The following is a 285-nucleotide window of genomic DNA, read 5'->3' as shown; positions in this document are numbered from 1 at the left end:
ATCACCCCGTATAGGTCTTCTCCTTTTAAGGTCACCTCATATTCGGCATCGGGATTATCTGTAGGAGCTCCAAAAGACCATAGCTTTGGATCCAGCCAAAAGCCGACTCCAATTCTTTTGCTTTTCAGAAGAAAAGAAGCACTATCACTTTTAGAGAATTCTTCGGGATTGGTAGGGATAGTGACTGCAGCAGCCTCTTCTTCGTTGACATAGGCGTAGGTGCCATCGCTGTTAAGGACTACTTCCTGGCCTGTATCTGTAATTGCACGGGTTTGAGCAGACAGG

1 pseudogene is annotated in these 285 nt (G+C 46.3%); it reads right to left on the bottom strand.

Annotation, left to right across the window (positions count from 1 at the left end):
- A pseudogene (locus HC176_RS19210) lies at positions 1-285 on the bottom strand (hypothetical protein); the annotation flags it as partial.

The sequence above is a fragment of the Tamlana crocina genome (assembly GCF_012037625.1).
Note: the sequence above shows the minus strand (reverse complement) of the source record. Positions and strands in the feature narration are given on the sequence as shown.